Source organism: Pengzhenrongella phosphoraccumulans, assembly GCF_045689905.1.
Classification (GTDB): domain Bacteria; phylum Actinomycetota; class Actinomycetes; order Actinomycetales; family Cellulomonadaceae; genus Pengzhenrongella; species Pengzhenrongella phosphoraccumulans.
Window position 1 is genome coordinate 1028042 of the sequence record NZ_CP144210.1, and the last position, 21644, is coordinate 1049685.

The 21644-nt window shown below is 73.3% G+C and carries 20 protein-coding genes; 11 read left to right on the forward strand and 9 right to left on the reverse strand.

Going from position 1 to position 21644, the window contains the following annotated elements; translation table 11 throughout:
• Positions 1–8: 8 nt before the first annotated feature.
• The 3 genes from VTA80_RS04875 to VTA80_RS04885 are packed head-to-tail and all read left to right on the forward strand — an operon-like array spanning position 9 to position 2664.
• Positions 9–563, forward strand: coding sequence for a hypothetical protein (locus VTA80_RS04875; RefSeq protein ID WP_407344280.1), 555 nt, complete (start codon positions 9–11; stop codon positions 561–563).
• Positions 560–802 (forward strand): acyl-CoA carboxylase epsilon subunit, encoded by a 243-nt coding sequence (locus tag VTA80_RS04880; protein WP_407344281.1) that lies wholly within the window; start codon positions 560–562, stop codon positions 800–802. Before VTA80_RS04875 ends, VTA80_RS04880 begins: the two co-directional genes overlap by 4 nt.
• Before the next feature lie 56 nt (positions 803–858).
• Complete coding sequence (locus VTA80_RS04885; RefSeq protein ID WP_407344282.1) at positions 859–2664, forward strand: DUF885 domain-containing protein; 1806 nt, start codon at positions 859–861, stop codon at positions 2662–2664.
• Between the two features lie 18 nt (positions 2665–2682).
• Here the strand turns inward: VTA80_RS04885 and VTA80_RS04890 are convergent, their stop codons facing one another.
• The gene (locus VTA80_RS04890) at positions 2683–3297 is read right to left on the reverse strand and encodes a vitamin K epoxide reductase family protein (protein ID WP_407345689.1); all 615 of its coding nucleotides are present in this window, start codon (positions 3295–3297) and stop codon (positions 2683–2685) included.
• 172 nt (positions 3298–3469) lie between these two features.
• On the opposite strand from VTA80_RS04890, the gene VTA80_RS04895 reads away from it, so the two are divergent.
• The 6 genes from VTA80_RS04895 to VTA80_RS04920 all read left to right on the forward strand — a co-directional run bounded on the left by VTA80_RS04895 (position 3470) and on the right by VTA80_RS04920 (position 10546).
• Positions 3470–4174: a nucleoside triphosphate pyrophosphatase gene (locus VTA80_RS04895; RefSeq protein WP_407344283.1), complete on the forward strand. Its 705-nt coding sequence runs from the start codon at positions 3470–3472 to the stop codon at positions 4172–4174.
• Between the two features lie 196 nt (positions 4175–4370).
• Positions 4371–6155 carry a biotin carboxylase N-terminal domain-containing protein gene (locus VTA80_RS04900; RefSeq protein WP_407344284.1) on the forward strand — a complete coding sequence of 595 codons (1785 nt, stop codon included), beginning with the start codon at positions 4371–4373 and terminating at the stop codon, positions 6153–6155.
• Positions 6156–6220: 65 nt separating this feature from the next.
• The gene (locus VTA80_RS04905; RefSeq protein ID WP_407344285.1) at positions 6221–6733 is read left to right on the forward strand and encodes an NUDIX hydrolase; all 513 of its coding nucleotides are present in this window, start codon (positions 6221–6223) and stop codon (positions 6731–6733) included.
• Between the two features lie 129 nt (positions 6734–6862).
• Positions 6863–7723 (forward strand): iron uptake transporter permease EfeU, encoded by an 861-nt coding sequence (gene efeU, locus VTA80_RS04910; protein WP_407344286.1) that lies wholly within the window; start codon positions 6863–6865, stop codon positions 7721–7723.
• 138 nt (positions 7724–7861) lie between these two features.
• On the forward strand, positions 7862–8377 hold the full coding sequence (locus tag VTA80_RS04915) for a hypothetical protein (protein ID WP_407344287.1): 516 nt from the start codon (positions 7862–7864) through the stop codon (positions 8375–8377).
• A gap of 135 nt (positions 8378–8512) precedes the next feature.
• On the forward strand, positions 8513–10546 hold the full coding sequence (locus VTA80_RS04920) for an endonuclease/exonuclease/phosphatase family protein (RefSeq protein WP_407344288.1): 2034 nt from the start codon (positions 8513–8515) through the stop codon (positions 10544–10546).
• A 75-nt stretch (positions 10547–10621) separates the two neighbouring features.
• On the opposite strand, the gene VTA80_RS04925 is transcribed toward VTA80_RS04920, so the two are convergent.
• Positions 10622–12043, reverse strand: coding sequence for an NAD(P)H-quinone dehydrogenase (locus tag VTA80_RS04925; RefSeq protein WP_407344289.1), 1422 nt, complete (start codon positions 12041–12043; stop codon positions 10622–10624).
• Positions 12044–12131: 88 nt separating this feature from the next.
• On the opposite strand from VTA80_RS04925, the gene VTA80_RS04930 reads away from it, so the two are divergent.
• Together VTA80_RS04930 and VTA80_RS04935 are read left to right on the forward strand one after the other, a co-directional pair.
• Positions 12132–12977 (forward strand): purine-nucleoside phosphorylase, encoded by an 846-nt coding sequence (locus VTA80_RS04930; RefSeq protein WP_407344290.1) that lies wholly within the window; start codon positions 12132–12134, stop codon positions 12975–12977.
• 1 nt (position 12978) lies between these two features.
• Positions 12979–14811 carry a phospho-sugar mutase gene (locus VTA80_RS04935; protein ID WP_407344291.1) on the forward strand — a complete coding sequence of 611 codons (1833 nt, stop codon included), beginning with the start codon at positions 12979–12981 and terminating at the stop codon, positions 14809–14811.
• Positions 14812–14868: 57 nt separating this feature from the next.
• On the opposite strand, the gene VTA80_RS04940 is transcribed toward VTA80_RS04935, so the two are convergent.
• The 7 genes from VTA80_RS04940 to VTA80_RS04970 all read right to left on the reverse strand — a co-directional run bounded on the left by VTA80_RS04940 (position 14869) and on the right by VTA80_RS04970 (position 21642).
• Positions 14869–16005 (reverse strand): adenosine deaminase, encoded by a 1137-nt coding sequence (locus VTA80_RS04940; protein ID WP_407344292.1) that lies wholly within the window; start codon positions 16003–16005, stop codon positions 14869–14871.
• A gap of 30 nt (positions 16006–16035) precedes the next feature.
• Positions 16036–16281: a hypothetical protein gene (locus VTA80_RS04945; RefSeq protein ID WP_407344293.1), complete on the reverse strand. Its 246-nt coding sequence runs from the start codon at positions 16279–16281 to the stop codon at positions 16036–16038.
• A 103-nt stretch (positions 16282–16384) separates the two neighbouring features.
• Positions 16385–17443, reverse strand: coding sequence for a hypothetical protein (locus VTA80_RS04950; protein WP_407344294.1), 1059 nt, complete (start codon positions 17441–17443; stop codon positions 16385–16387).
• Positions 17444–17452: 9 nt separating this feature from the next.
• The gene (locus tag VTA80_RS04955; protein WP_407344295.1) at positions 17453–18754 is read right to left on the reverse strand and encodes a thymidine phosphorylase; all 1302 of its coding nucleotides are present in this window, start codon (positions 18752–18754) and stop codon (positions 17453–17455) included.
• Positions 18751–19164, reverse strand: coding sequence for a cytidine deaminase (locus VTA80_RS04960; RefSeq protein ID WP_407344296.1), 414 nt, complete (start codon positions 19162–19164; stop codon positions 18751–18753). The genes VTA80_RS04955 and VTA80_RS04960 overlap by 4 nt, the downstream gene beginning before the upstream one ends.
• 7 nt (positions 19165–19171) lie before the next feature.
• The gene (locus VTA80_RS04965; RefSeq protein WP_407344297.1) at positions 19172–20476 is read right to left on the reverse strand and encodes an ABC transporter permease; all 1305 of its coding nucleotides are present in this window, start codon (positions 20474–20476) and stop codon (positions 19172–19174) included.
• A complete protein-coding gene (locus VTA80_RS04970; protein WP_407345691.1) occupies positions 20473–21642 on the reverse strand; it encodes an ABC transporter permease in 1170 nt (389 codons plus the stop codon). The genes VTA80_RS04965 and VTA80_RS04970 overlap by 4 nt, the downstream gene beginning before the upstream one ends.
• Positions 21643–21644: the final 2 nt, after the last annotated feature.

Here is a 21644-nt window from a genome sequence, read left to right on the forward strand (position 1 = left end):
ACCCTGCAGTGAGCGAACACACCCACGACACGTCGGGCGCAGCCCACTCCTCCCAGCCCCTCGTCGGTGTCGACGGAGCCGTCCTGCACCGCTGCGTCGACGAGCTCGCGGCCGCGATGCACGAGTACGTCGGCACGGCCGTCGGCGTGCGCGCCGAGTTCGGTGCGCACGAGGCCGACGAGGACCCGCGCGTGCTCGCGCTCGAGGCCCGGGTCGGCACGCTGAACGCCGAGCTGTACGACCTGGTCCACTCGACCCTCGGGCTGCACGCGGACCTGACGTCGATGGCCTGGGACGCCGATGAGCACGAGCACTCCCCGGCCGACCTCGACGCGCCGCCCGCGAGCGACACCGCGGAGGCCTTCCACCTCGGCTTCGTCGTCGGCCCGCCGAGCGGGACGAGCGACGTCACGATGGACTCGGTGCTCGACCTGCTCGACCAGGGCGGCGAGGATCTCGTGGCCCGGCTGGTCGACGCCGGCTTCGACGTCGTGGAGTGGGCCACCTCGCGCGGCGAGCCGGCCGACTTCGACGGGTTCACCGACGAGGACGACGACCTGTGACCGAGGAGCCCGACCTCGAGCCGGCGTTCGTCCACGTCGTGCGCGGTGAGCCCGACGACGTCGAGCTCGCGGCGCTCGTCGCCGGGCTCGCGGCGGCAGTCGGCAGCGAGGCTGAGGAGCTCGCCGCGCCGGCCCACAGCGCGTGGACGGACCGGGCCCGCGCGATGCGCACCCGGATCGGGCCGCGCACCCCGATCGCCGCGGGCCCCGGCGCGTGGCGCTGGAGCCTGCGCGGCTGATCAGCGCGCCGCCGGACCCTCACGAGCGGGCCGTACCCGCCGGTAGGGTCCGAGACATGACCACCCGTCCCGTGTCCTTCCCCATTCGCACACCGAGCCCGATCGACGCGATCGCCGACCGGTACGTCGACCGCATGGCCGAGCTCGATCCGCTCGAGGCCACGCTGATGGGCCTGACCGGGTTCGACGACAAGATGACGGACTTCTCCCCCGCCGGCCTCGCCGCCCGCACCGACGCGGCCCGCGCGGTCCTCGCCGAGCTCGCGGGGCAGACCCCGACCGACGACGTCGACGCGGTCACCCTCGCCGCCATGCGCGAGCGCATCGGGCTCGAGCTCGAGCTCGATGCGGCGGGCGAGCTGCTGTGCGACCTCAACAACATCGCCTCTCCGGTGCAGGAGCTGCGGGACGTCTTCGACCTCATGCCCACCGGCACCGTGCAGGCATGGTCCAACATCGCTGCCCGCCTGAACCTGCTGCCCGACGCCGTCGAGGGGTACATCGCTTCCTTGCGCGAGTCGATGGCCCGCGGCCGGGTCCCGGCGATCCGCCAGGTCAACGAGTGCATCTCCCAGGCCGAGGAGCTCGCCGCCCCGGGGTCGTCGTTCTTCACCTACCTCGTGGCCGACGACGCCGCCGACGCCGTGCTGACCGCGGCCGGCCCCGAGGACGCCGCCCTCGCGAGCACGGTCCGCACGGAGCTGACGCGCGGCGCCGAGGCCGCCCGCTCGGCCTACCGCCGGCTGGCCACGTTCCTGCACGACGAGCTCGCGCCGCACGCGCCGACCACGGACGCCGTGGGCCGCGAGCGGTACGCGCTGTGGTCGCGGTACTTCCTCGGGGCGACCGTCGACCTGGAGGAGACCTACGCCTGGGGGCTCGAGGAGCTCGACCGGGTCGTCGCCGAGCAGGAGGCGGTCGCGCGCGAGATCCTCGGCCTGCCACGCGACGGCCTGCGCGACAACGTCACGGGCGAACCCGTCACGGTCGAGGGCGACCTCGTCGCGAGCGACAGCGACCTCGTGACGCGCGCCGTCGCGGCGCTCGACGCCGATCCGGCCCACACGCTGGTGGGCACCGAGGAGCTGCGCGAGTGGATGCAGTCCACGTCCGACGCCGCCATCGCTGCCCTGGACGGCGTGCACTTCGACATCCCCGCGCCGCTGCGCACGCTCGAGTGCCGGATCGCCCCGACGCACCAGGGCGGCATCTACTACACGCCGCCGAGCGACGACTTCTCCCGCCCGGGGCGCATGTGGTGGTCGGTGCCTCTCGAGGTCACCGAGTTCACGACGTGGCGCGAGAAGACGACCGTCTACCACGAGGGCGTTCCCGGCCACCACCTGCAGTCCGGGCAGGCGATCTTCGCGCGGGACGTGCTCAACCGCTGGCGCCGGCTCGCCTGCTGGGTATCCGGCCACGGCGAGGGCTGGGCCCTGTACGCCGAACGCCTGATGGGTGACCTCGGCTTCCTCGACGAGCCCGGCGACCGGCTCGGGATGCTCGACGGTCAGCGGATGCGCGCCGCGCGCGTCGTGCTCGACATCGGCGTCCACCTCGGCCTTCCTGCACCCGAGCGCTGGGGCGGTGGGACGTGGGATGCGGCCAAGGCCCTGGTGTTCCTGCGCGCGAACGTCACCATGCCGGACGCGCTCGTGCTGTTCGAGCTGAACCGCTACCTCGGCTGGCCGGGTCAGGCGCCGTCGTACAAGGTCGGCCAGCGCCTGTGGGAGCAGGCGCGCGACGACGCCGCGGCCGCGGCCCGTGCGCGGGGCGAGGAGTTCGACCTGCGCGCCTTCCACGAGCGCGCGCTCGCCCTCGGCTCGGTCGGGCTCGACGTGATGCGCGCCTCGCTGAGCTGACGGACCGACCGGCCCGGATCAGCCGAAGATCGCGCTGCCGTACTTCGCCATGATGAGCGCGACGAGCAGGATGATCCAGGCCGCCACGGCGTAGACGTCGTTCCCGCTGCGCACGAACTCCTGCGCGCGGCGGGAGGCGCCCTCGGGCAGGAAGAGGTTGCCTTCCCGGATGTTGTACCGGGTCAGGTTCCAGAAGACGAGCGTGGTCGACAGGTAGATGACCATGCACCACGGGCACAGGATGTGGATGACGAACAGGGACTGCTCGAACATCCAGTACGCGAACACCAGCCCGAGCGTGTAGCCGATCTGCGCCGCGAACATGAACCACCGCGGGAAGCGCACGCCGGCCAGGCCCGCCACCGCCACCGTGATGACGACCGACTCGGAGATGAGCCCGAGGAACGCGTTCGGGAAGCCGAAGAGGTTGGCCTGCCACGACAGCCCGACCTGCCCGCAGCTGATCACGGCGTTGATGTCGCACGAGAGGTTCGCGGCGGGGTCGCGCGCGAGCTCGATCGCATCCACCGACAGCACGAACGAGGCGAGCAGGCTCACGGCCGCCCAGAACAGCATCTGGCCGAAGGTCCAGGCGTTGGCACGGCCGAGCCGCGCCACGTCACTCGCCTGCATGTCGTCCACCGACGTCACCTGCGCCTCGTCTCATCTTCTTCTCGGCCCGGGGCTCGCGCCCCGGCAGGGCACACATCCAACCTTAGATCGGGCCAGAACCCCTCGTCCGAACCTTGAGCGGACAACATCCGGATGGCCGTGCCCGCGTCCGGCGCCGGTACGATCGACGGCCGTGACCCGACTTCTGCTCGCCTCCGCCTCACCCGCCCGCCGCGCCACGCTCGCCGCCGCAGGGATCGACGCGCTCGTCGCGGTCTCCGGCGTCGACGAGGACCTCGTGCTCGCCCGGGCCGCCGAGCGCTTCGGCGCGCTGGAGCCGGCCGACGCCGTCCTCGTCCTCGCGCACGCCAAGGCCCAGTGGGTCGTGGAGCACCGCCCCGCGCTCGACGCGGGCGATGCCCCGGCCGACGGCGATCAGGACGGCGAGGTGAGCGACGTCGTCGTCCTCGGCTGCGACTCGATGCTCGAGCTCGACGGCGAGATCTGGGGCAAGCCGGCCGACGCCGCCGAGGCGACGGCCCGCTGGCAGTCCATGCGCGGTCGGTCGGCCGTGCTGCACACCGGGCACTGGCTGATCGACGACCGGGACCCCGACGCGGGCGGCACGCGCGGAACCCTCGGGGCGACCTCGTCGACCGTCGTGCACTTCGCCGACCTCACCGACGCCGAGATCGACGCCTACGTCGCCACCGGCGAGCCACTCGCCGTCGCCGGGGCCTTCACGGTCGACGGGCTCGGTGGCGCGTTCGTCACGAAGATCGAGGGTGACCACCACGGGGTCGTGGGTGTGAGCCTTCCGCTGCTGCGCGAGCTGCTCGGCGAGCTCGGCGTGACGATGCCCGACCTGTGGCGCCCGACGGCGACCCCTGCGCGCTGACGTCACGCCGACCGTCTGCGCACAGCCGGTGCGTTGTGCCCTGAACACAAGCGGAACCCGCGTAGAGGCGAACCGGGCGCGCGTCGTCGTGGGAAACCTCCAAAGGCTCAGCATCTGCCTTGGGGGTTCTGCCAATCTTTCGGCCCGCAGGGGCGCACGGTGCAGGTCGGCCGGACGGCGGGCGTTACGGTGAGCCGTGCCCGCCATCTCAAAGGTCCTCGTCGCCAACCGCGGTGAGATCGCCGTCCGCATCGTCCGGGCCTGCCGTGACGCCGGACTGGCGTCCGTCGCCGTGTATGCCGATTCCGATCGCGAGTCGCTGCACGTGCGGCTCGCCGACGAGGCGTTCGCCCTCAGCGGGATGCGTGCGGCCGAGACGTACCTGGACATCCCCAAGCTGATTGACGTCGCGCGCCGCTCCGGCGCCGACGCGGTCCACCCCGGCTACGGCTTCCTCGCCGAGAACGCCGCGTTCGCGTCTGCCGTGATCGCTGCCGGTCTCACCTGGATCGGACCGCCGCCCGCGGCCATCGAGTCGCTCGGTGACAAGGTCAGCGCCCGCCGGATCGCGCAGCGCGCCGGCGCGCCGCTGGTCGCCGGGACGCCCGGGCCGGTCGAGAGCTCGGTCGAGATCCACGCGTTCGCCGCCGAGCACGGCCTGCCGATCGCGATCAAGGCGGCGTTCGGAGGTGGCGGCCGCGGCCTCAAGGTCGCGCGCACCACGGCCGAGATCGACGAGATGTTCGAGTCGGCGGTGCGCGAGGCCGTCGCCGCGTTCGGCCGCGGCGAATGCTTCGTGGAGCGCTACCTCGAGAACCCGCGCCACGTCGAGACGCAGTGCCTCGCGGACGCGCACGGCAACGTGGTGGTGGTCTCGACCCGGGACTGCTCGCTGCAGCGTCGGCACCAGAAGCTCGTCGAGGAGGCTCCCGCGCCCTTCCTCACCGACGCCCAGAACGCCCAGCTCATCAGCTCGTCCATCGCGATCCTGCGCGAGGCCGGCTACGTCGGCGCCGGTACCTGCGAGTTCCTCGTCGGCGCCGACGGCTCGGTGTCGTTCCTCGAGGTGAACACCCGCCTGCAGGTCGAGCACCCGGTGACCGAGGAGGTCACGGGCATCGACCTGGTCCTCGAGCAGTTCCGGATCGCAGCCGGCGAACCGCTCGGCTACGACTCGGTCATCACCCGCGGGCACTCGATCGAGTTCCGGATCAACGGCGAGGACCCCGCCGCGAATTTCCTGCCCCGTCCGGGCAGGATCACCACGTTCAAGCTGCCGACCGGACCGGGGGTGCGCGTCGACTCGGGGGTCGTCGAGGGGGACGCCATCTCGGGGGCGTTCGACTCGCTGCTCGCCAAGGTCATCGTCACCGGGGCGACCCGCGCACAGGCGATCCGGCGCGCGCGCCGGGCGCTCGCCGAGCTCGAGATCGGCGGCATCCCCACGGTCCTCCCCTTCCACCGCGCCGTGCTCGAGGAGGTCGCGTTCGTGCCCGCCGACCCGCTCGAGACGTTCACGGTGCACACGCGCTGGATCGAGACGGCGTTCGCCGACCGGCTCGCGACTCTTGGTGCCGATGCGCCCCCCGCCCCCACCGACGGTGAGCTGCCCGAGCCTGCGGCGACCGAGCGGGTCGTGGTCGAGGTCGGCGGCAAGCGACTCGAGATCATCATTCCCGCCGGGCTCTCGCTCGGCCGGGGCCGGGGCAACGGCGCCCGCCGCCCGGTGCGGCGCGCATCCGTGCGCTCCACGCCGACGGCTTCGGGCACCACGCTCTGCTCCCCGATGCAGGGCACCATCGTCAAGGTCGCCGTCGAGGACGGCGCCCAGGTTGCCGAGGGTGACCTCGTCGTCGTGCTCGAGGCGATGAAGATGGAGCAGCCGCTGCTGGCCCACCGGGCCGGGCGGGTCACCGGGCTGTCCGCCGATGTCGGCGCGAGCGTCGGCGCGGGCACCCTGATCTGCGACATCGTCGGCTGACCGACCAACCGGTACGACCCGAGCACACTGTGCGTCCTGACCAGACTGTGCATCCGCACGACACGGTGACCTCCGACGACACCGTCCCGCGGCCGTTCCATCGCCATCCCGGCGACGGCTGGGCGCAGTGCGCGCTGGGCCACCGGCACTGGGGCCTGCACGGCGCGGCCGGCCTGCTGCTGGCGCGGCGGGCGCACGACGGCGCGATCGACGCCGTCGTGCTCCAGCACCGCGCCCTGTGGAGCGACCAGGGCGGCACCTGGGGCTTCCCCGGCGGCGCGCTGGCCCCGGGCGAGTCGGCCGAGGCCGGAGCGCTGCGTGAGGCCAGCGAGGAGGCGGGGATCCCGGCCGCGGCCATCCGCCTGCGCGGCGAGGACGTGCTCGACCACGGCGGCTGGAGCTACACCACGGTGCTCGCGGAGGCCCTGACTCCGTTCGAGCCCGCCGCGACCGACTCGGAGAGCCTCGAGGTCGCCTGGGTGCTGCTCGACGACGTCGCGCACCTGCCCCTCCTGCCGGCGTTCGCGGACGCCTGGCCCCACCTGCGCGCACTGCTTGAGGACCCGCCGACCGCCTGATGCGGTGCGGTGCACCCGAAGACTGTCGTCGTCAACCAAAAACAGGTACTGTTCCCGGTTGTTAGGTAAGGCGTACCTCACTCGACCCTCGTCGAGCGAGGCAACCCCCACCGGAAAGAGCCGCACCCCATGGTCGCGAACTACCTGATCGGTCTCCGCGAAGGCCTCGAGGCGGCGCTCGTCGTCGGCATCCTGGTCGCGTACCTCGTGAAGACCGGGCGCCGTGACGCCCTGGCCCAGCTCTGGCTCGGGGTCTGCCTCGCGGTCAGCATCTCGCTCGCGTTCGGGGCCGTGCTCACCTTCGGGCCGCGGGGCCTGACCGAGCAGACGCAGGAGGCCATCGGCGGCACGCTCTCGATCGCCGCCGTCGGCCTGGTGACCTGGATGATCTTCTGGATGGCCCGCACGGCACGGCACCTGAAGTCGGACCTGCACCACCGGCTCGACGACGCCGTCTCCGCCGGGAAGTGGGCCGTGCTCGTCATGGCGATGCTCGCGGTGGGTCGCGAGGGGCTCGAGACCGCGCTGTTCCTCTGGGCCGCCGCCGGGTCGACCGGATCGACCACGCACCCGCTCCTCGGTGCGGCGCTCGGCCTGGCGACCTCGATCCTCATCGGCTGGGCGATCTACCGGGGCGCCCTCACGCTCAACCTGCGGGCGTTCTTCGCGTGGACCGGCCTGTTCCTCATCGTCGTGGCCGGCGGCGTGCTCTCCTACGGCGTCCACGAGCTGCAGGAGGCCGGCGTGCTCCCGGTCCTGACCTCTCTGGCCTTCGACGTGAGCGCGGCGATCCCGCCCGCAAGCTGGTACGGCACGCTGCTCAAGGGCGTCTTCAACTTCGCGCCCGCGACGACGTGGCTCGCGCTGCTCGCCTGGTTCGCGTACGTGGTCCCCACCGTGACGGTGTTCGTGCGGACGGTCTGGTTCGCCCCGGGCCCCGCGGCGAGCGTCCCGGCCGTCACGCGCGAGTCGGAGTCCGTCGCAGCCTGAGGACCCGCCCGCGCGGACCGCGTGCTGCATCGCCCGCGGTCGCACGGTGGGACGATGGGCACCGTCCGACGGTGAGCCCGTCGGCGGGGCCCGGCCAGGTGTCCGGGCGCCCGAGCCGTTGAACCCACGAGGAGTGCCGTGCGCCTGTCGATGTCGTTTCCCGAGGCGCTCGAGCTCGCTCTGAGCGGCGTCACGCTGCCCTCGGTCGTCCGCGAGGTGTCCTGCAACGACGCGACGGTGAAGGCCGACGTCGACCTGCGGGCCGTCAGCTCGCCGCCGTTCGCCCTGCGGGCGCTGGCCGCCGTGGCCCCCACCGTGCACGTCGAGGCCACCTTCCGGTCTTTCGCCGCCGGCCGAGCGACGTTCGACCTCGGGGTCCGGGCCGGCTCCGTCCCCGTCCACCGCCTGCTCAACCAGCTCACCGGGCTGCTCAACTCCGGGCTGCGGGCGGCGAACCTCCCCACCGGCCTGGTCGTCGTCGAGCAGGGACCGCGCGGCGACCCGCAGGCGGTCGTCGACCTCCAGTCGGCCGTCGCGCTGCGGGCCGACGGCGTGCAGCTGACCGCGTTCGCGATCGCGGCCGGCCAGATCGACCTGACGGCAAGCATCAGCAGCCCCGCCGTCCGCACCGCACCGGGCCGCCGCGCCTCCTGACGGCGAACCCCGAGAAGGGGCTGCTCCATCGCGTGCACCACGACCACTTCTCGGGGTTCGGCGACCGCCCGTCGCGGCGGCGCCCGGCGCGGGCGGGGCTTTCGCGCGTCGGGTCAGTAGGTTGGGGTCGTGTCGATGTCGCCACCCTTTCCGCCTGCACCGCCGGTCCCGCCCGCGGCGCCCGATGAGCCTGTGCCGCGCTGGCTGGCGCCCGCCCTGCGACCCTCGCCACCGTTCGCGCAGTACCGGGCGCACCTCACGCAGGTCGCGCTCCTGGCCGTCCTGACGGCGCTCACCCTCGATCTCGTGCGGGCCAGCGGCCCCCTGCTCGATCGCGCGTTCACGGCCGGAGTGCTCGCGGCCGCCGGGACCGCACTGCTCACCTACGCCCTGCCGGGCGCCCTGCTCGGCGTCCTGCTGGTGCTCACCGGCGCGGCCCGCCGCCCGGACGCCGCGGTGCGCCGCGCGCTGCCGGCGGGAGTCATCGCGCTCGCGGTCGCGCGGCTCGCCCTGCAGGGCGCTGGCGGCGATGCGCGCTTCGTCGGCGGGCTCGTCATCGTCGCCCTGGCGATCGCGGTGCTCGTGCTCGCGGTCGCCGCACTGGCCAGCCAGGCCGACGGCGGCGCGCTCACCGCGGCCGGGGTAGCGATCGGCACCGGGCTGAGCCTCGCGCTCCAGACCCTGCTGCACACCTGGGACCCCGTGTGGCGCGGCGACCTGAGCGGCTGGGCCGTCGTCAGCGTGCTGACGCTCGCGGCGGTGGCGCTCGCCGTCACGGTCGCGCGCTCCGCCGCACCCCCCGAACCGGTGCGCCCCGGTCGACTCTGGGCGCTCGGTCCCTACCTCGCGCTCGCGGCGATGATGCTGGCGAACCTGTCCTTCCTCGCCTCCCAGACCACGCGCGAGCTGCCGATCGCAGGGGCGCTGTGGTGGATCCCCGTGCTGTTCGGCTCGCTGGCGGTCCGCTTCCTGCCCCGCATGCCCGACGTCGTGCTGCGCTGGTCGTGGACCTGCGCGGTCGCCCTGCCGCCGGCTGTCGCCGGCACACTCTGGTTCACCGGCGTGGCCAGCTCGCTCGCGCTGATCGTGGCGATCGCGACGGCGCCCGTCGTGCTGGCCACCGCGCTGCGGTGCCGTCCGGCCCCGGCCCCGGCCCCGCTGTCGACCCGCCGGCTCGCGGTGGCCGCGAGCGCGACCGGCCTCGGCGTGATCCTCCCGCTGCTGGGCTACCAGGTCGACTACGACGTCCCGCTCGGGTTCCCGAACGCGCTGGTGATCGTCGCGACCGCCGTCGTGCTCGCCCTGGCGGGCTGGATCGGGCGGCCCCGCGCGACCGCCGACGCGCTCTCGCCCGCCCGGCTGAGTGCCATCACGCTCGTCGCCGCGCTCGTCGTCCTCCCGCTGGCCGTGCCCGCCCTGCTCGCCCCTCCCGCTCCGACGACCGAGGCGCGCGCGCCGACGTCGTCGTTGCGCCTGCTGGACTGGAATCTGCACTACGGCGTCTCGGGCGAGCCGGGGGTCGAGCTCGAGGAGATCGCGCAGGTCATCGAGGGCTCGGGCGCGGACATCGTCACCCTGCAGGAGGTCTCGCGCGGGTGGGTCATGGGCGGCGGGGCCGAGATGGCGACGTGGCTCGCCGACCGGCTGGGCATGCAGGTCGTGTTCGCCCCCGCGGCCGACCGCCAGTTCGGCAACGCGATCCTGTCCCGGTTCACCCTGTCGGACGTCGACCGCCACCCGCTGCCGTACGGGGCCGGCCCGCAACGGCGGTCCGCGATCTCCGCGACCGTGCACCTGGCCGACGGCGCCCCGGTGCGCGTGACCTCGGTCCACCTCCAGCACCGCGCGTCGAACACCCCCACCCGGCTCGACCAGCTGGGCGTGCTCCTGGCCGCGGAGCCCGCGCAGGGATCCGCCGTCGTCGCGGGCGACCTCAATGCCACCCCCGGCTCGCCCGAGGTCGACCTCGTCACCGGTGCGGGGTACCGCAGCGCCATCGATGCCGCGGGCGAACCGGCGGCCCTCACCTCGCCGAGCGCGGACCCCGTCGAGCGGATCGACTGGGTGTTCGGGCACGGCGTGCGGTTCTCCGACGTGGCCGTCCTCGAGGTCCCCTGGTCCGACCACCTGCCGGTCGTCGCGACCCTCACGGCCACCGCGACGCGGTAGCGCCCCGGTCGGCGTGCGGTCAGCGCGCGGTCAAGCGCGCGGTCAAGGGCGTGGCCGGCGCGCGGTCAGGGCCCGTCAAGGCGTGTGGCGGTGGAGCATGCGGGCCGCCTCCGCGACCGTGCCAGACAAGGACGGGTAGACCGTGAACGACTCGGCGATGTCGTCGGCCGTGAGCCGGTGCGCGTACGCGAGCGTGATCGGGAAGATGAGCTCGCTCGCCCGGTGCGCCACCACCACGCCCCCGAGGATGACGCCCGTCACCGAGTGGATGTACAGCTTCACGAAGCCGTACTTCAGGCCCATCATCTTGGCCCGCGGGTTCCCGCGCAGCGGCAGCATGCTCACCCGGTACGCCGTGCCGATCGCCTTGAGCTGGTCCTCGTTGTGGCCGACCGTCGCGATCTCGGGCGAGGTGAAGATCGTGGCGGCCACCTCCAGGATCTCGAGCGGGCTGACGGCATCGCCCAGGGCGTGCGCCATCGCGATCCGCCCCTGCATCGCCGCCACGGAGGCCAGCGGCAGCACGCCCGTGCAGTCCCCGGCCGCGTACACCCCGCGCGCCGAGGTCCGCGAGACCCGGTCGACCTGGATGTGGCCGCCCGGCCCGAGCCGCACCCCCGCCTCCTCGAGCCCGATCCCGGCGGTGTTCGGCACCGATCCGACCGCCAGGAGCACGTGGGATCCCCGCACCGTGCGTCCGTCGGACAACGTCACCTCGACGCCGTCGGCCGTGCGGACGGCGGACTCCGCTCGCGAGCGCTGCATTACGGTCATCCCGCGGGCCTGGAACACCTCTTCGATGACCTCGGCGGCATCCGGGTCCTCGCCGGGCAGGACGCGGTCGCGGCTCGAGATGAGCACGACCTCGGCGCCCAGCGCGTTGTAGGCCCCCGCGAACTCGGCCCCGGTGACCCCGGAGCCGACGACGATCAGCCGCTCGGGCAGCTCCGTGAGCCGGTAGAGCTGGGTCCAGGTGAGGATCCGCTCGCCGTCCGGCTGCGCGTCGGGGAGCACGCGCGGCGCGGCGCCGGTCGCGACCAGGACGACGTCGGCTTCGAAGGCACCGACGCCGTCGACCACGACCCGCTGCGGGCCCTCGAGCCGACCGGCACCGCGCACCACGCGGACGCCCTCGCGCTCGAGCCGCGCCGTGATGTCCGTGGACTGCGCCGCCGCGAGGCCGAGCACGCGGTTGTTCACCACCCCGAGGTCCACGGCCACGGCGGCGGCGGTGTCCTGAGCGCCCGCGGCCGCGCCGGCGGGCCGGATCCCGAGCTCGGACGCGCGGGCGATGACCGTCATCGACTCCGCCGTCGCGATCAGGGTCTTGGATGGCACGACGTCGGTCAGCACGGCCGAGCCGCCCAGCCCGTCGCGTTCGACGAGCGTGACCTCCGCGCCCCGACGGCGGGCGATCAGGGCGGCCTCGTAGCCCCCCGGACCACCTCCGAGGATGACGACGCGCGTGCGCTGCAGGTCCTGCGCCGAGGTGCTCACACGGCCCATCATGCCCGCCCGCGCCGCCGCCGACGGCGCGAACCGGTAGATCGCGGCCTCGACCCTCCCGGGCCGATAACCTCAGGTCATGAGCCCGACGACGGACACCGCCTCCCCCAGCCTCGACGATCCGGGGGTCGACCCGTTCGACGTAGCCCGGGCCGCCGCGGCGTATCTCGCCCGAGTGACCGGGATCGCCCGGCACGACCTCGCGCTCGTGCTCGGCTCGGGCTGGGGCGGCGCCGCCGACCTGCTCGGCGAGACGGTCGCGGAGGTCCCGAGCGAGGACATCCCGGGCTTCAGCGCACCGGCCGTGGCCGGGCACAGCGCGACTACGCGCTCGATCCGGATCGCGGGCACCGACACGTTCGCCCTGGTGATCGGCTCGCGCACCCACCTGTACGAGGGCAAGGGCGTGCGGCGCGTGGTGCACGGCGTGCGCACGGCCGCCGCGACCGGTGCCACCCGGATCGTGCTCACCAACGGCTGCGGCGGGCTGAACCCGGCCTGGCTGCCGGGCACACCGGTCCTCATCGCCGACCACCTCAACCTCACGGCGACGTCGCCGCTCGAGGGGGCGACGTTCGTCGACCTCACGGACCTGTACTCGGCGCGGCTGCGGGCGATCGCCCGCGAGGTGGACGGCACGCTCGACGAAGGCGTCTACGTCCAGTTCCGCGGCCCGCACTACGAGACCCCGGCCGAGGTCCGCATGGCCGGGGTGCTGGGCGGTGACCTCGTCGGCATGTCCACCACGCTCGAGGCGATCGCCGCCCGGCACGCAGGCCTGGAGGTGCTGGGCATCTCGCTCGTCACCAACGCGGCCGCCGGGATCAGCCCGACGCCGCTCTCGCACGGTGAGGTCCTCGAGGCCGGCCGGGCCGCGGGACCGCGGATCAGCGCCCTGCTCGCCGAGATCGCCCGGAGGATCTGACATGACCACGACCGACGCAGCCAGCCCGTTCGCCCTCGCCGCCGACGTCCGCGCCTGGATCGCCGACGATCCCGACCCGGTCACCGCGGCCGAGCTCGAGCGCGTCCTCACCGAGGCGCTGCAGCCCGACCCCGAAGGAATGACCCTCGCCGCCCAGACGATCCGCGCGCGGATCACGGACGCGCGCGAGGACCTCGCCGACCGCTTCAGCGGCCCGCTGCTGTTCGGCACCGCCGGGCTGCGCGGCGTGCTGGGCGGCGGACCGCACCGCATGAACCGGGCGGTCGTGATCCGCGCCGCCGCGGGCCTGGCCGCGCACCTCACCGGCACGCTCCGGGAGGCCGTGCCGCGCGTCGTCATCGGGTACGACGCCCGGCACAACTCCGCCGTCTTCGCGCGCGACACCGCCGCCGTCATGGTCGGAGCCGGCATCGAGGCGCTCCTGCTCCCGAGCGCCCTGCCCACCCCCGTGCTCGCGTTCGCGGTGCGTCACCTCGGCGCCGATGCCGGCGTCATGGTCACCGCGAGCCACAACCCGCCGCGGGACAACGGCTACAAGGTCTACCTGGGCGGCCGCATGGCGGCCGAGTCCGGGCGCGGCGTCCAGATCGTGCCGCCCTCCGACGCCGACATCGCGGCCCGGATCAGCGAGGTCACCTCCGTGGCGGCAGTGCCGCGGGCGGAGTCCGGGTGGACCGTGCTCGGGCCCGAGGTGCTCGACGACTACGTCGCCGGCGTCGTCTCGCTCGCCGACCCGACCGCTCCGCGCACCCTGCGGATCGTGCACACGTCGATGCACGGCGTCGGCGGCGCGGTCGCCGAGCGCGTGCTGCGGGCGGCCGGCTTCACCGACGTGCACGCCGTGCCGGAGCAGGAGGACCCGGACCCCGACTTCCCGACCGTGGCGTTCCCGAACCCCGAGGAGCCCGGCGCGATCGACCTCGCGCTCGGCCTCGCGCAGGACACGGGTGCGGACCTCGTCATCGCGAACGACCCCGACGCCGACCGGTGCGCCATCGCCGTGCTCGACCCGCGCGCGCGCATCTTCCGCGGCCCCGACACCGCGGCCGCCGACGGCTGGCGGATGCTGCACGGCGACGAGGTGGGTGCGCTGCTCGGCGCGTACGTGGCCGACCGCGCCGACGTCGCCCACCGAGCGGACGGGACCGTCGCGACCGGCGACCTCGTGCTCGCCAACTCGATCGTGTCCTCCCGCCTGCTCGCCCGGATCGCGGCGTCGCACGGCATGGGGCACGCGGCCACGCTCACCGGGTTCAAGTGGATCGCACGGGTGGACGGGCTGCTGTTCGGCTACGAGGAGGCCATCGGCTACTGCGTCGACCCGACACGGGTGCGGGACAAGGACGGCCTGAGCGCCGGGCTCCTCATGGCCGAGCTTGCGGCAGGCCTGAAGTCTGCCGGCCGCACGCTGATCGACGCGCTCGACGACCTGGCCCGGGAGCACGGCCTGTACCTGACCGACCAGCTCGCCGCGCGGTTCGCCGATCTCGACCAGATCCCGGCCACCATGGCGCGCGTGCGCGCCAACCCGCCCGCGACGCTGGCGGGCTCGCCGGTCATCGAGGTGGTCGACCTCGCCGAGGGATCCGCCGACCTGCCCCCCACCGACGGGCTGCGGCTGCTGGCGCAGGACCGCACCCGCGTGGTCGTGCGTCCGAGCGGTACCGAGCCCAAGGTCAAGTGCTACCTCGAGGTGATCGTCCCGGTCGCTCCCGAGGCCGACCACGCCGCGCTCACCCACGCGCGGACTGTCGCCCGCGAGCGCCTGGACGCCGTCAAGGCCGACCTCAAGGTCGCCCTAGGTCTCGCCTGACCCCCCGCACCGTCCGAGCGGTGACGGCCTCGAGGACGTCACCGCTCGGACGTTACGTCAGGCGCGGTGGCGGCCCTCCGACGAGGTGGCGAAGGCCGGCAGGATCTGGTCGTCGACCAGGGCCTCGCGCTCGTCGTGGTGGATGAACGCGTTCCACGCGGCGGTCAGCGTGGCGTCCCGCAGGTCCTCGAGGGTCCAGCCGGCCTCGGTCACGAGCAGCGTCATCTCGCGCGTGACCGTCGTGCCGGACTGCAGCCGGTTGTCCGGGTTGATCGTGACCGCGAAGCCGAGGTCCCGCAGCAGCGTGATCGGGTGCTGCGCGATCGAGGCCGCGGCGCCCGTCTGGAGGTTCGACGTCGGGCACAGCTCGAGCGGGATCTGGTGGTCCCGGATCCAGTGCGCGAGGCCGCCGAGCCGGGCCTCGTCCTCGACGTCCGGCTCCTCGCCGTCCGGCCGCACGACGCCGTCGGGCCGCACGATGTCGATGTCGTCGGTGATCCGCACGCCGTGCCCGATCCGGCTCGCGCGACCGGCGTGCACGGCCTGGGCGATCGACTCGAGCCCGGCCGCCTCGCCGGCGTGGACGGTCACCGGGAAGTTCGCCTCGTCCAGCCGACGGAACACGGCCTCCTGCCGCGCCGCCGGGAACCCCTCCTCGGGGCCGGCGATGTCGAAGCCCAGCACGCCCTGGTCGCGGTTCGCCAGCGCCAACGTGGCGATCTCGTCGGCCCGGTCGGCGTGCCGCATCGCTGTGACGATCGTGCCGATGCGGATGGTGCGACCGGTCGCCGCGGCCGTGGCGACCCCCTCGGCGAACCCCTCCTGGACGGCGTCGACCACCTGCTGGAGGGACAGCCCGGCACGCAGGTGCTGCTCGGGGGCGAAGCGCTCCTCCGCGTAGACGACGCCGTCGGCCACGAGGTCCGCCACGGCCTCCCGCGCGACGCGACGCAGGTTGTCGGGCGTCTGCATGACCGCGATCGTGTGCGTGAAGGTCTCGAGGTAGAGCTCGAGCGAGCCCGAGCTGGCCGCATGGACGAACCACTTGCCGAGGTCGGCCGGGTCCGTCGAGGGCAGCTCGTGGTCCGCGGCGGCAGCCAGCTCGATGATGGTCGCCGGCCGCAGGCCGCCATCGAGGTGATCGTGCAGCACGACCTTGGGCAGCGCAGCGATGGTGGAGACGTCGAGGGTCATGCCGCAACCGTAGCGTCAGGGCACATACCGTCAGGGATAATCCTCGCGCTCGTCGGTCCCGAGCTCGATCGCCTGCTCGGTCACGTCGGCCGGATCGGCCTCGCCGCGCAGGTCGGGGCGGGGCGCGGCAGGTCGGTACTCCTCGTCGAGCGGCGGCACGGGAACGTCCGGCTCCTCGAGCAGATGAGGCTCGGACACGAGCTCGACCACACCGTCCGGATCGATCTCGGCCAAGCCGGCGTCGCGCCACGCCTCAGCTCCGGGAATGGTGCTCATGGCTCCTCCTGTGGGCAGGTGCTCGTGGTTCTATCGTCGCCCTGCCCGACGGCGACCGCCAGTGCGCCTCTCCCCGCCCCGCGAGGCGGGCAGGTCGACGGCCTCAGGTCCCTGCCCGGCCCTCAGGTCCCGGGCAGCACGGCCCAGCAGGCGTGCGACCAGCCACCGAGGGCGGCGCGGGGCCGTCCGGGGCGAGCAGCTCGGCTCGGGAGATCTCGTGCACCGACCCGCTCGACGGCTCGTACACGGTGTACCGGCCCGCGTCGAGGCTCGCCTGGTCCGGGCCGGGCGTGAGCAGGACGACATGCCGCGGGAACGCCGCCGCCAGTCCCCCGCCCAGGTCGCCACCAGTGAACAGCGGCACGCCCACCCCCGCCGCCAGCGAGCGCTCGGCCCGGCTCAGCAGGGCGCGCAAGGTCGTGGTCTGGGTGTCGTCGATCAGGACCGACCGGAACGCGGCACCCGGGAACCGCGCGGCCCGCGCCGCACCCCGGGGCGGTGTGCCGAGGCCCGCCGGCCAGGGGAACGGTCCGACCGCAGACCGGTTCGACAGAATCTTGACGGCGCGCTGGACGGCACCGAACCGGCCCGCCACGTCGGGTGCGGCGCGGTCGGCGTCGGACAGCGCGCGGACCTCGCGCGGCACCCCGCCGACCGCGGCCCGCCCGGTGACGAGCCACAGCGCGAGCAACGGGTCACCGGCGGCGGCCAGCATCGTGAGGACCGCCGAGCCGCACGTCGTCGCGTCGGTCTGGCGAGCGCGCTCGTCGCCGAGGTTCACCTCGCGCGCCCGGCCGACCGGTACGAGCGGCGTGGCGACCTGCGCGCGGTCACGATCGGTCAGCTCGGGCCAGGCCGCCGCGAGGAAGGCGAGCGCGTCGAGCCGGGCACCCGCGGCGAAGGCGCGCTCGAGGACCGCCATCGGCACCCCCGCGTCCGAGCCCATCGTGAGCAGCTGGTCGTAGCGCGACCGCTGCTCCGGGAGCAGGGTGTCCAGGCGGGCCGCGACGGTGGCCGTGACCGACGGCGGCGGCCACCACCCGTCCCACACCGCCGGCGTCCCGTACCAGCCCGACGGCGCCCCGAACCGCAGCACGCGGCCCAGCCGACGGGCGACCGTGGTCGCCTGCAGATGCGGCTGACGGCCGGTGGCATCCGGCATGGTGACCGCTCAGCCCGCCGCGATGCGGTCGAGGATCAGCGGCGTGCGCGGCGGGGCGGACCCCTCGGGCGCGATCGTCACGGCGCCCAGGAGCGCCTCGCGCGCCCGCGAGAAGCGCTCGGGGGTGTCGGTGTGCAGCGTCATGAGCGGCTCGCCCGCACGCACCAGGGCGCCCGGCTTCGCGTGCAGCTCGACGCCTGCACCCGCCTGCACGGTGTCCTGCCGACGGGCGCGGCCGGCACCCAGGCGCCAGGCCGCCACCCCGACGGCCAGCGCGTCGAGAGCGACGACGACGCCGTCGGCTGGGGCCAGGACCGTCTCGGTCTCGAGCGCCCACGGCAGCGCCGCGTCCGGGTCGCCGCCCTGCGCGCGGATCATCCGCTTCCACACGTCCATCGCCCTGCCGTCGACGAGCGCTTCGGCCGGGTCCACGCCCGTGACCCCGGCGCCCGCGAGCATCTCGCGGGCGAGCGCGACGGTGAGCTCGACGACGTCCGCCGGCCCGCCACCCGCGAGGACCTCCACGGACTCGCGGACCTCGAGCGCGTTCCCGGCCGTGAGGCCGAGCGGCGTCGACATGTCGGTCAGCAGCGCAACGGTGCGCACGCCGGCGTCGGTGCCGAGGTCGACCATCGTGCGTGCGAGCTCGGTCGCCTGGGCGAGGTTCTTCATGAACGCACCCGAGCCCACCTTGACGTCGAGCACGAGGGAGCCGGTCCCCTCGGCGATCTTCTTGCTCATGATCGACGACGCGATCAGCGGGATGGCCTCGACCGTGCCCGTCACGTCGCGCAGCGCGTAGAGCTTGCGGTCCGCCGGGGCGAGGCCCGAGCCGGCCTGGCAGATCACCGCGCCGATGCTCTCGAGTTGCGCGAGCATCTCGGCGTTGGTCAGCGCGGCGCGCCACCCGGGGATCGACTCGAGCTTGTCGAGCGTGCCGCCGGTGTGCCCGAGCCCGCGGCCCGAGAGCTGGGGCACGGCCACGCCGAAGACGGCGACCAGGGGTGCGAGCGGCAGCGTGATCTTGTCGCCCACGCCGCCGGTCGAGTGCTTGTCCGACGTCGGTCGCGACAGCCCGGAGAAGTCCATCCGCTCGCCCGACGCGATCATCGCCGCAGTCCAGCGAGCGATCTCGGCGCGATCCATACCGTTGAGCAGGATGGCCATGTTGAGGGCCGCCATCTGCTCCTCGGCGACGACCCCGCGGGTGTAGGCGTCGATGACCCAGTCGATCTGGGCGTCGCTGAGCCGATCCTTGTCACGCTTGGTCCGGATGACGTCGACAGCATCGAAAAGTTCTGCGGTACTCATGCTCGTTCCACCAAGTCCTCGGGTCCGAAGGCGTCCGGCAGCACCTGCGTCATCGGCCGGATGCCGCTCACAGTGTCCACCAGGAGCGCGGCGCCGCCGTGCTCCCACAGCAGCTGGCGGCACCGGCCGCACGGCATCAGCGCGTTGCCGTGCGCATCGACGCACGCGAACGCGACGAGCCGACCGCCGCCGGAGACGTGCAGCCCGGACACGAGCGCGCACTCGGCGCACAGCGTCAGGCCGTACGACGCGTTCTCGACGTTGCACCCGACGACGACGCGGCCGTCGTCGACCAGCGCCGCCGCCCCCACCGGGAACTTCGAGTACGGGACGTAGGCCCGCCGCATCACCTCCGTCGCGGCCGCGCGCAGTGCGTCCCAGTCGATGTCTTTGCCCACGATGCTGCTCACTCGATCCTCACTTGATGTACGGGATGCCCTCGGACGCCGGCGCACGGACGCGCCCGACCAGTCCGGCCACGGCGAAGATCGTCACGAGGTACGGCGTCATCAGCATGATCTGGCTCGGGATGGGAGTGCCGATGATGCCGAGCACGACCCGCAGGTTGTCCGAGAAGCCGAACAGCAGCGCCGCCGCCAGTGCACCGCGAGGGCTCCAGCGTCCGAGGATCATCGCGGCCAGCGCGATGAACCCCTTGCCGCCGGTCATCTCCTTGCCGAACGCGAGCCCGGCAGCAACCGTGAAGAACGCCCCACCCAGGCCGGCGACGGCCCCACCGAGCACGGTGGACTTCATGCGCGTCAGGGTGACCTTGATGCCCACGGTGTCGGCCGCCTTGGGGTGCTCGCCGACGGCCCGCAGGCGCAGGCCCCAGCGGCTCTTGAAGATCATGACCTGGAGCACCGCGACCACGACGTACATGATGTAGACGAGCACGGTCTGCCGGAACAGCACCGGGCCGATCACCGGGATCTGGGACAGCACCGGGATCGAGATGACCGGCAGCTTCGGGGGCGAGTTGAACGTCGCCGGATCGACGGACAGGACGGTCGAGAACAGGTAGCTCGTCACGCCGACGACCAGCACGTTGAGCACGACGCCGACGATGATCTGGTCGACCACGTACCTGATGGAGAAGAGCACGAGCAGCAGCCCGACCAGCGCACCGGCGATCGGCGCCGCGATCAGGCCCGCGTAGGCGCTATGGGTGATCGACGCGACGACGGCGGCGAGGAACGCCCCCGCGAGCAGCTGGCCCTCGATCGCGATGTTGATGATGCCCGAGCGCTCGCACAGCAGCCCTGCGAGCGCCCCGAACACGAGCGGGATGGCCAGGAAGAGCGACCCCTGGAGCAGCCCCGTGAGCGGCAGCGGCTGGGTCTTGCCGGCGACCGCCCAGGTCAAGAACGCGAAGATCAGCACGACGCCGTAGACGGCCGGCAACCAGACGCCGACCTTGCGCCGCGAGCGGGTCGCCCAGAACGACACCCCCGCGAGCCCGAGCGCGATCAGGCACAGGACGAAGGCGGTCGTCTTGGAGGGCACCGTGATCGGTGCGATCTGGAAGAAGTCTTTCGAGGTGGACAGGGTGAAGGTCGTCTCACGCCCGGTGGGGGCGCCGATGGCGAACGCGAACATCGCCAGCAGGGCGACGACGGCATACCCGATCGGGGCCTTCCAGCTGATCGGCGGGAGGACGGGGCCACTCTGGGTAGCGCCCGACCCGGACGCGGGCTTCGGCGGGGCGACGACGCTGCTCACTTGGCTGCCTCCAACATGGTGATCCTGATCTCGGGTTCGGCCTGGCGGCGCTCGGGGAGCCGGAACACGGCGCGCACGAGCGGCGGGGCGGCGATGAACAGCACGATGAGCGACTGCACCACGAGCACGATGTCGATCGGTGTGCCGGTGCGGGCCTGCATGGCGAACCCGCCGGCACGCAGCGCGCCGAACAGGAGCCCGGCGAGCACCGTGCCCAGCGGCTTGGACCGCCCGAGCAGCGCGACCGTGATCGCGTCGAAGCCGAAGCTTGCGGCGACCCCCGCCGTCAATCCGGCGTGCTCGGTGCCGAGCACCTGCGCGGCGCCGCCGAGGCCGGCGAGCGCGCCCGCGACCACCATGACCCACACGAAGTTCGCGTTGACCGAGATCCCGGCCACCCGGGCCGCGCTCGCGTTCGAGCCCACCGCCCGGAACTCGAACCCGATCGTCGAGCGGTTCATGAGCCACCACACGCCGACCGCGGCCGCGATCGCGAGCAGGAAGCCCCCGTGCAGCCGGAAACCCGACCCGAGCAGGAGCGGGAAGAGCGCGTTGTCCTTGATCGGCGGGGAGATCGGGTTGTTGCTCGCACCGCGCTGGAACGCGGACGTGGTCAGGAGGAACGCGATGAGGTACACGGCGATGTTGTTGAGCATGATCGTGACGATCACCTCGTTGGCACCCGTGCGCGCCTTGAGCGCGCCTGCGATCCCGGCCCAGAGCCCACCGCCGATCGCGCCCGCGATCACGGCGAGCAGGAGGTGCAGCACCGGGGGGAGGTCGAAGGTGAAGCCGACGTAGCCCGCGAAGATCGCCCCGAGGATGATCTGGCCCTGGGCGCCGATGTTGAACAGGCCGGCGCGGAAGCCGATGCCGAGGCCGAGGCCCGCGAAGATCAGCGGGACCGAGACGGTCATGGTCTCGGTGATCGGCCGGAAGACGCGTACCGCGCTGCCCGCACCGGGATCGATGATCGCGCCGTGGAAGAGCGCGAGGTAGGCGTTCGACACCGAGCTCCATACCGCACCGAAGAAGTCGGCGGGCCGCGCGAACAGGTAGGTCGCGCTGTCCTGGACCACCTTGTCCGCCGCCGCGATGAGCACCGCGCTGAGCACGAGCGCCAGCACGATCGCCAGCAGGGTGACCAACCAGTTGCTGGACAGCATCT

What these genes read in the sequence shown, in the direction of transcription:
- VTA80_RS04955 (WP_407344295.1), bottom strand. Translation starts at nt 18,754, where the DNA reads ATGAGTACCGCAGAACTTTTCGATGCTGTCGACGTCATCCGGACCAAG.
- VTA80_RS04930 (WP_407344290.1), top strand. Translation starts at nt 12,132, where the DNA reads ATGAGCCCGACGACGGACACCGCCTCCCCCAGCCTCGACGATCCGGGG.
- VTA80_RS04890 (WP_407345689.1), bottom strand. Translation starts at nt 3,297, where the DNA reads ATGCAGGCGAGTGACGTGGCGCGGCTCGGCCGTGCCAACGCCTGGACC.
- VTA80_RS04970 (WP_407345691.1), bottom strand. Translation starts at nt 21,642, where the DNA reads ATGCTGTCCAGCAACTGGTTGGTCACCCTGCTGGCGATCGTGCTGGCG.
- VTA80_RS04935 (WP_407344291.1), top strand. Translation starts at nt 12,979, where the DNA reads ATGACCACGACCGACGCAGCCAGCCCGTTCGCCCTCGCCGCCGACGTC.
- VTA80_RS04945 (WP_407344293.1), bottom strand. Translation starts at nt 16,281, where the DNA reads ATGAGCACCATTCCCGGAGCTGAGGCGTGGCGCGACGCCGGCTTGGCC.
- efeU (WP_407344286.1), top strand. Translation starts at nt 6,863, where the DNA reads ATGGTCGCGAACTACCTGATCGGTCTCCGCGAAGGCCTCGAGGCGGCG.
- VTA80_RS04940 (WP_407344292.1), bottom strand. Translation starts at nt 16,005, where the DNA reads ATGACCCTCGACGTCTCCACCATCGCTGCGCTGCCCAAGGTCGTGCTG.
- VTA80_RS04885 (WP_407344282.1), top strand. Translation starts at nt 859, where the DNA reads ATGACCACCCGTCCCGTGTCCTTCCCCATTCGCACACCGAGCCCGATC.
- VTA80_RS04950 (WP_407344294.1), bottom strand. Translation starts at nt 17,443, where the DNA reads ATGCCGGATGCCACCGGCCGTCAGCCGCATCTGCAGGCGACCACGGTC.
- VTA80_RS04920 (WP_407344288.1), top strand. Translation starts at nt 8,513, where the DNA reads ATGTCGCCACCCTTTCCGCCTGCACCGCCGGTCCCGCCCGCGGCGCCC.